4 protein-coding genes are annotated in these 1,797 nt (G+C 66.1%); all 4 read right to left on the bottom strand.

Going from position 1 to position 1,797, the window contains the following annotated elements:
• Positions 1 to 17: 17 nt before the first annotated feature.
• Entirely contained in the window at positions 18 to 878 is an 861-nt protein-coding gene (locus JNK68_12525) for a DUF692 domain-containing protein (GenBank protein MBL8541180.1), read from the bottom strand.
• Between the two features lie 2 nt (positions 879 to 880).
• Complete coding sequence (locus tag JNK68_12520; GenBank protein MBL8541179.1) at positions 881 to 1,171, bottom strand: DUF2282 domain-containing protein; 291 nt, start codon at positions 1,169 to 1,171, stop codon at positions 881 to 883.
• Between the two features lie 56 nt (positions 1,172 to 1,227).
• Complete coding sequence (locus JNK68_12515) at positions 1,228 to 1,506, bottom strand: hypothetical protein (protein ID MBL8541178.1); 279 nt, start codon at positions 1,504 to 1,506, stop codon at positions 1,228 to 1,230.
• A gap of 151 nt (positions 1,507 to 1,657) precedes the next feature.
• Positions 1,658 to 1,797, bottom strand: a 140-nt coding sequence (locus tag JNK68_12510) for a hypothetical protein (GenBank protein ID MBL8541177.1), incomplete at its 5' end; no start/stop codon positions are given.

The following is a 1,797-nucleotide window of genomic DNA, read 5'->3' as shown; positions in this document are numbered from 1 at the left end:
CGAAGGCCGACTGCAGCTCACGCAGCGACGGCATCGCGCGCTCCGGACAGCAGATCCGCCTTCCAGGCTTCGCCGAGAAGCACTTCCAGAGGCGGCAGATCGGTGTCCCACTCGATCAGCGTCGGCACGACGCCGACATGACGCACCGCTTCCACGTAGAGCGCCCACACGGCATCCGCAACCGGCTTCGCGTGCGTGTCGATCAGGCAGTGTTCGCCATGGTCGAAGCCGGCCAGGTGGATCTCGTCCACGGCTGCTGCGGGGATGGCGGCGAGGTAGGCGAGCGCGTCGAAGCCGTGGTTCGTCGCGCTGACAAAGACGTTGTTCACGTCGAGCAGGACGCCGCAGCCGGTGCGTTCGGCCACCGCGCGGAGGAACTCGGGTTCAGGGATCACGGAGTGGCGCCAGGCGACGTAGCTCGACGGGTTCTCGATCAGCAGCCTGCGGCCGAGAAACTCCTGCGCCTGGTCGACGTGCTCGCAGAACACCGCCAGCGCTTCCTCGGTGTACGGCAGCGGCAGCAGGTCGTTCAGATAGCGGCCGCCCGATGCGGACCAGGACAGGTGTTCCGAGACGAGACCCGGCTCGCAGCGCTCGATGAGCGACTTGAGCGATCGCAGGTGGTCCATGCTGAGTACGTCCGCGGAACCGAGGGAGAGGCCGACGCCGTGCAGGCTTACCGGATACTCGCGCCGGACGCGTTCGAGAAAGTGAAGCGGCTGTCCGCCCGCGCCGAAGTAGTTCTCGCTGTGGACTTCCACCCAGCCGATGTCGGGTCTGCGCTCGGCGAGGTCGCGATAGTGCGGCGCGCGCAGCCCGATCCCGGCGCGGGCCGGGATCGGGGCGGCAACATCGGCGCTGGACGTTGCCGCGCGCATGATTACTTCTTGCCGCCGGGCTGCGCGTATTCGGAGGTCTGGATGCGACCGCCGGCAATCTTCTCGCACGTGCCCTTCGGGACGAAGACCCAGGCCTCCTTGTCGTTGTCGGCCTTGGACGTGCCGGCGCAGGCGCTGACGGAGGTGCCGCAGTCGTTCTTGCCGGCCTTGACGATGCCCGCACACTTCTCGTTGTCACCTTTCGCGGCGAGTGCATCGGTCGCGGCGGTGGCAACTCCGAACACCAGCAGGCTGGCAACGGCGGAACGGACGACGGAACTGGACTTGCTCATGGTGTGACTCCTTTGCGATCGGTAAGGGAAAGGGGATGCCTGACTGCGAGCCGGATTCAGCCGCCGTCGCTTCTGAACTGCGCGCTGAACCACTCCTCCTGCGAGACCATCCGGTCCTTGTTCTTGTCCATGGCATCGAACTTCTGCTCGTAGAACTTCATGTACTCATCCTTCGAGACCATGCCGTCTCCGTTCGCGTCCATCGACTTCATCGTGCTCATGGACTGCTGGGTTGCCGGGGTGCCGGGATCGGCCGCGGCAAACGGTGCGTGCACGAGCACCGCGCCGATCGCGGCGGCGAGGCACGTCCGTTGGATGACGCTGGACTTGGGCATTGTCAGACCTCCTTGCTGTGGTGACGGGTCTTGTGGCGCATCGCGCGATGGCGGTGCATGGCGGCAGTGTCGGGGACAGGGCTCACGTCGGCTTCACGCAAACTTCACGTTTTCGTCACGGCGTGAGCCTGATCCGCTGGTACCGTGCGATTCAGCTCGCGAGCTCGGGCGCGCGCCAGCCGTCGGACCGATAGCCGCCGTTGTCCCAGGGGTAGGCTGCAATGGTCACGGTTTCCGCCGGCGCGAAACCGCCGTCGGAACGGTAACCGTCCTTGTCCCACGGGTAGCCCG

Source organism: Betaproteobacteria bacterium, from assembly GCA_016791345.1.
GTDB lineage: Bacteria > Pseudomonadota > Gammaproteobacteria > Burkholderiales > JAEUMW01 > JAEUMW01.
The sequence above is the reverse complement of the archived record's forward strand: the minus strand, read 5'-3'. Positions and strand labels throughout refer to the sequence as shown.

Coding starts and splice junctions, on each gene's coding strand:
- JNK68_12525 (MBL8541180.1), bottom strand. CDS start 878: ATGCGCGCGGCAACGTCCAGCGCCGATGTTGCCGCCCCGATCCCGGCC.
- JNK68_12520 (MBL8541179.1), bottom strand. CDS start 1,171: ATGAGCAAGTCCAGTTCCGTCGTCCGTTCCGCCGTTGCCAGCCTGCTG.
- JNK68_12515 (MBL8541178.1), bottom strand. CDS start 1,506: ATGCCCAAGTCCAGCGTCATCCAACGGACGTGCCTCGCCGCCGCGATC.